This is a genomic window from Kocuria sabuli (genome assembly GCF_040981185.1).
GTDB lineage: Bacteria > Actinomycetota > Actinomycetes > Actinomycetales > Micrococcaceae > Kocuria > Kocuria sabuli.
Genome location: NZ_JAVHZE010000035.1, coordinates 1 through 5,816 on the forward strand (window position 1 = coordinate 1; position 5,816 = coordinate 5,816).

Consider the following 5,816-nt stretch of genomic DNA (forward strand, 5'->3'; position numbering starts at 1 on the left):
ATCGGCGCTACGGCGTTTCACTTCTGAGTTCGGCATGGGGTCAGGTGGGACCACCGCGCTAAAGCCGCCAGACAAATTCTTTTACTTCTTGCCGAACTTTAACCTAAGTATAAAGTGGTGCTGATACCCAGAGTCGAACTGGGGACCTCACCCTTACCAAGGGTGCGCTCTACCAACTGAGCCATATCAGCACGCTAAATTTGATGCCTGGCAGTTCCCTACTCTCACATGGGGAGACCCCACACTACCATCGGCGCTACGGCGTTTCACTTCTGAGTTCGGCATGGGGTCAGGTGGGACCACCGCGCTAAAGCCGCCAGGCAAATTCTGTTAATCTGTATCAGGCTGAAAATCTTCTGTCTCTTCGCCAAAACACCTTCGGCGTTGTAAGGTTAAGCCTCACGGTTCATTAGTATCGGTTAGCTCAACGCATCGCTGCGCTTACACACCCGACCTATCAACGTCGTCGTCTTCAACGTTCCTTCAGGAGACTTAAAGTCTCAGGGAGAACTCATCTCGGGGCAAGTTTCGTGCTTAGATGCTTTCAGCACTTATCTCTTCCGCATTTAGCTACCGGGCAGTGCCATTGGCATGACAACCCGAACACCAGTGATGCGTCCACTCCGGTCCTCTCGTACTAGGAGCAGCCCCCCTCAATTCTCCAGCGCCCACGGCAGATAGGGACCGAACTGTCTCACGACGTTCTAAACCCAGCTCGCGTACCACTTTAAATGGCGAACAGCCATACCCTTGGGACCTACTTCAGCCCCAGGATGTGATGAGCCGACATCGAGGTGCCAAACACCGCCGTCGATATGAACTCTTGGGCGGTATCAGCCTGTTATCCCCGGAGTACCTTTTATCCGTTGAGCGATGGCCCTTCCATTCAGAACCACCGGATCACTATGACCTGCTTTCGCACCTGCTCGCGCCGTCACGCTCGCAGTCAAGCTGGCTTATGCCATTGCACTAACCTCCTGATGTCCGACCAGGATTAGCCAACCTTCGTGCTCCTCCGTTACTCTTTGGGAGGAGACCGCCCCAGTCAAACTACCCACCAGACACTGTCCGCAACCCGGATTACGGGTCTACGTTAGAACACCAGCCATTAAAGGGTGGTATTTCAAGGTTGGCTCCACGCAGACTGGCGTCCACGCTTCAAAGCCTCCCACCTATCCTACACATCAAGGACCAGTGTTCAGTGTCAAGCTATAGTAAAGGTTCACGGGGTCTTTCCGTCTTGCCGCGGGTACACTGCATCTTCACAGCGAGTTCAATTTCACTGAGTCTCGGGTGGAGACAGCCTGGCCATCATTACGCCATTCGTGCAGGTCGGAACTTACCCGACAAGGAATTTCGCTACCTTAGGACCGTTATAGTTACGGCCGCCGTTTACCGGGGCTTCGATCAAGAGCTTCGCGTTGCCGCTAACCCCATCAATTAACCTTCCGGCACCGGGCAGGCGTCACACCGTATACGTCCACTTTCGTGTTTGCACAGTGCTGTGTTTTTAATAAACAGTTGCAGCCAGCTGGTATCTTCGACTGATTTCAGCTCCACCCGCAGGGGCTTCACCTACACATCAGCGTGCCTTCTCCCGAAGTTACGGCACCATTTTGCCTAGTTCCTTCACCCGAGTTCTCTCAAGCGCCTTGGTATTCTCTACCTGACCACCTGTGTCGGTTTGGGGTACGATTTCGTGTTACCTGATGCTTAGAGGCTTTTCCTGGAAGCAGGGCATTTATCACTTCAGCACCGTAGTGCCTCGTCATCACACCTCAGCGTTAACAAGGTACCGGATTTACCTGGAACCTCCGCCTACATGCTTAAACCGGGACAACCGTCGCCCGGCTGACATAGCCTTCTCCGTCCCCCCTTCGCAGTAACACCAAGTACAGGAATATTAACCTGTTTCCCATCGACTACGCCTTTCGGCCTCGCCTTAGGGGTCGACTCACCCTGCCCCGATTAACGTTGGACAGGAACCCTTGGTCTTCCGGCGAGCGGGCTTTTCACCCGCTTTATCGTTACTTATGTCAGCATTCGCACTTCTGATACCTCCAGCATGCCTCACAGCACACCTTCAACGGCTTACAGAACGCTCCCCTACCCAACAACACATAGTGTCGCTGCCGCAGCTTCGGTGCATGGTTTAGCCCCGTTACATCTTCCGCGCAGGCCGACTCGACCAGTGAGCTATTACGCTTTCTTTAAATGATGGCTGCTTCTAAGCCAACATCCTGGCTGTCTGTGCCTTCCCACATCGTTTCCCACTTAACCATGACTTTGGGACCTTAGCTGGCGGTCTGGGTTGTTTCCCTCTTCACGACGGACGTTAGCACCCGCCGTGTGTCTCCCGTGATAACATTCTTCGGTATTCGTAGTTTGCATCGGGTTGGTAAGCCGGGATGGCCCCCTAGCCGAAACAGTGCTCTACCCCCGAAGATGAGTTCACGAGGCGCTACCTAAATAGCTTTCGGGGAGAACCAGCTATCTCCCGGTTTGATTGGCCTTTCACCCCCAGCCACAGGTCATCCGCTAATTTTTCAACATTAGTCGGTTCGGTCCTCCAGTTAGTGTTACCCAACCTTCAACCTGCCCATGGCTAGATCACCGGGTTTCGGGTCTATACCCTGCAACTTAACGCCCAGTTAAGACTCGGTTTCCCTTCGGCTCCCCTATACGGTTAACCTTGCTACAGAATATAAGTCGCTGACCCATTATACAAAAGGTACGCAGTCACCCCATAAAGAGGCTCCCACTGCTTGTACGTACACGGTTTCAGGTTCTTTTTCACTCCCCTCGCCGGGGTTCTTTTCGCCTTTCCCTCACGGTACTGGTTCACTATCGGTCAGTCAGGAGTATTTAGCCTTGGAGGATGGTCCCCCCATATTCAGACAGGATACCACGTGTCCCGCCCTACTCTTCGAGTTCACAGCATGTGTGCTTTCGTGTACGGGACTATCACCCTGTACCGTCGGACTTTCCAGACCGTTCCACTAACACACAAGCTGATTCAGACTCCGGGCTGCTCCCCGTTCGCTCGCCGCTACTGGGGGAATCTCGGTTGATTTCTTTTCCTCGGGGTACTTAGATGTTTCAGTTCCCCCGGTTCGCCTCGTTAACCTATGTATTCAGTTAACGATAGTGCAACGGATTGCACTGGGTTTCCCCATTCGGACATCGCCGGGTCAAGGGTTCATATCACCTCGCCGGCGCTTTTCGCAGATTAGCACGTCCTTCATCGCCTCTGACTGCCAGGGCATCCACCGTGTACGCTTAGTCGCTTAACCTCACAACCCGAAGATGTTTCACTTCTGATTGCGAAAATTTGAGAGACTCGAACACACATGAGCTGTGTGTCGTTTCAATTTTCAGCTTGATCCAGATTTTTAAAGAGCAAATATCTCAAACATGACTCGCAAGTCAGTTTTGAGATATGACGGCAGGTGACTTTCACTCACGAACCAGCAAGTGGCGTCCCCTAGGGGATTCGAACCCCTGTTACCGCCGTGAAAGGGCGGTGTCCTGGGCCTCTAGACGAAGGGGACGTACAGTCTCAATCGCAAGACGCCTTGCTATTTACTTTTCATCAGACAATCTGTGTGAGCACTGCAAAGGCAGGTTCTTTAAGGTAAGGAGGTGATCCAACCGCAGGTTCCCCTACGGTTACCTTGTTACGACTTCACCCCAGTCATGAATCACAAAGTGGTAAGCGCCCTCCCGAAGGTTAAGCTACCTACTTCTTTTGCAACCCACTCCCATGGTGTGACGGGCGGTGTGTACAAGGCCCGGGAACGTATTCACCGTGGCATTCTGATCCACGATTACTAGCGATTCCGACTTCATGGAGTCGAGTTGCAGACTCCAATCCGGACTACGACGCACTTTATGAGGTCCGCTTGCTCTCGCGAGGTCGCTTCTCTTTGTATGCGCCATTGTAGCACGTGTGTAGCCCTACTCGTAAGGGCCATGATGACTTGACGTCATCCCCACCTTCCTCCAGTTTATCACTGGCAGTCTCCTTTGAGTTCCCGGCCTAACCGCTGGCAACAAAGGATAAGGGTTGCGCTCGTTGCGGGACTTAACCCAACATTTCACAACACGAGCTGACGACAGCCATGCAGCACCTGTCTCAGAGTTCCCGAAGGCACCAAAGCATCTCTGCTAAGTTCTCTGGATGTCAAGAGTAGGTAAGGTTCTTCGCGTTGCATCGAATTAAACCACATGCTCCACCGCTTGTGCGGGCCCCCGTCAATTCATTTGAGTTTTAACCTTGCGGCCGTACTCCCCAGGCGGTCGACTTAACGCGTTAGCTCCGGAAGCCACGCCTCAAGGGCACAACCTCCAAGTCGACATCGTTTACGGCGTGGACTACCAGGGTATCTAATCCTGTTTGCTCCCCACGCTTTCGCACCTGAGCGTCAGTCTTTGTCCAGGGGGCCGCCTTCGCCACCGGTATTCCTCCAGATCTCTACGCATTTCACCGCTACACCTGGAATTCTACCCCCCTCTACAAGACTCTAGCCTGCCAGTTTCGAATGCAGTTCCCAGGTTGAGCCCGGGGATTTCACATCCGACTTGACAGACCGCCTGCGTGCGCTTTACGCCCAGTAATTCCGATTAACGCTTGCACCCTCCGTATTACCGCGGCTGCTGGCACGGAGTTAGCCGGTGCTTCTTCTGCGGGTAACGTCAATCGACAAGGTTATTAACCTTATCGCCTTCCTCCCCGCTGAAAGTACTTTACAACCCGAAGGCCTTCTTCATACACGCGGCATGGCTGCATCAGGCTTGCGCCCATTGTGCAATATTCCCCACTGCTGCCTCCCGTAGGAGTCTGGACCGTGTCTCAGTTCCAGTGTGGCTGGTCATCCTCTCAGACCAGCTAGGGATCGTCGCCTAGGTGAGCCGTTACCCCACCTACTAGCTAATCCCATCTGGGCACATCCGATGGCAAGAGGCCCGAAGGTCCCCCTCTTTGGTCTTGCGACGTTATGCGGTATTAGCTACCGTTTCCAGTAGTTATCCCCCTCCATCAGGCAGTTTCCCAGACATTACTCACCCGTCCGCCACTCGTCAGCGAAGCAGCAAGCTGCTTCCTGTTACCGTTCGACTTGCATGTGTTAGGCCTGCCGCCAGCGTTCAATCTGAGCCATGATCAAACTCTTCAATTTAAAAGTTTGATGCTCAATGAATTAAACTTCGTAATGAATTACGTGTTCACTCGTTGAGACTTGGTATTCATTTAGTGTCCGAGGACATTAAGAATCCATGTCACTTTGAGTGCCCACACAGATTGTCTGATAAATTGTTAAAGAGCAGTGCCGCTTCGTTTTCGCTGCGGCGCGGGGTGTGCATATTACGCTTTCCCGCTTCAGAGTCAAGCGTTTGTTTTGCTTTTCTCTGCTGACCCGGCGGCTTGCGTGCCGTTGTTCCGTGTCAGTGGAGGCGCATTATAGGGAGTTCTTCTGAAGTGACAAGAGGAAATTTAAAAAAAGTTTCTGACCGTGTTTTTTTTCACCAAAAGCGATGAGTTCAAGCTACAAATTGTTCTATTTGATGTATCTGCAACCACAATCACACCTGAGATGGCATAATTAACCGCATCAATATTTAAGGAATAAAAGCGATGCCATTAAGCGCACAACAGCTGGCAGCTCAAAAAAACCTGTCCTATGTGCTGGCAGAGAAACTGGCGCAGCTGATCTTAGCGGGTAAATATGCTCCAGGCAGCATCCTGCCAAGCGAGATGGAGCTGGGAGATCAGTTTGGCGTTAGCCGTACCGCCGTTCGCGAAGCGGTAAAAACATTAA

The 5,816-nt window shown here is 52.5% G+C and carries 1 protein-coding gene, 2 tRNA genes and 4 rRNA genes; 1 reads left to right on the top strand and 6 read right to left on the bottom strand.

Annotated elements, in window-relative coordinates; translation table 11 throughout:
• The 6 genes from rrf (RE027_RS17540) to RE027_RS17565 all read right to left on the bottom strand — a co-directional run.
• Positions 1-72, bottom strand: a 5S ribosomal RNA gene (rrf, locus tag RE027_RS17540); the annotation flags it as partial.
• Between the two features lie 43 nt (positions 73-115).
• Positions 116-191, bottom strand: a tRNA-Thr gene (locus RE027_RS17545).
• A 14-nt stretch (positions 192-205) separates the two neighbouring features.
• Positions 206-321: ribosomal RNA gene (rrf, locus tag RE027_RS17550) — 5S ribosomal RNA — on the bottom strand.
• A gap of 67 nt (positions 322-388) precedes the next feature.
• A 23S ribosomal RNA gene (locus RE027_RS17555) occupies positions 389-3,293 on the bottom strand.
• 182 nt (positions 3,294-3,475) lie between these two features.
• Positions 3,476-3,551 (bottom strand) — tRNA-Glu (locus RE027_RS17560).
• A gap of 84 nt (positions 3,552-3,635) precedes the next feature.
• Positions 3,636-5,177, bottom strand: a 16S ribosomal RNA gene (locus RE027_RS17565).
• 455 nt (positions 5,178-5,632) lie between these two features.
• On the opposite strand from RE027_RS17565, the gene RE027_RS17570 reads away from it, so the two are divergent.
• Positions 5,633-5,816 (top strand): FadR/GntR family transcriptional regulator (locus RE027_RS17570; RefSeq protein ID WP_368809594.1); only part of this gene is annotated, 184 nt, incomplete at its 3' end.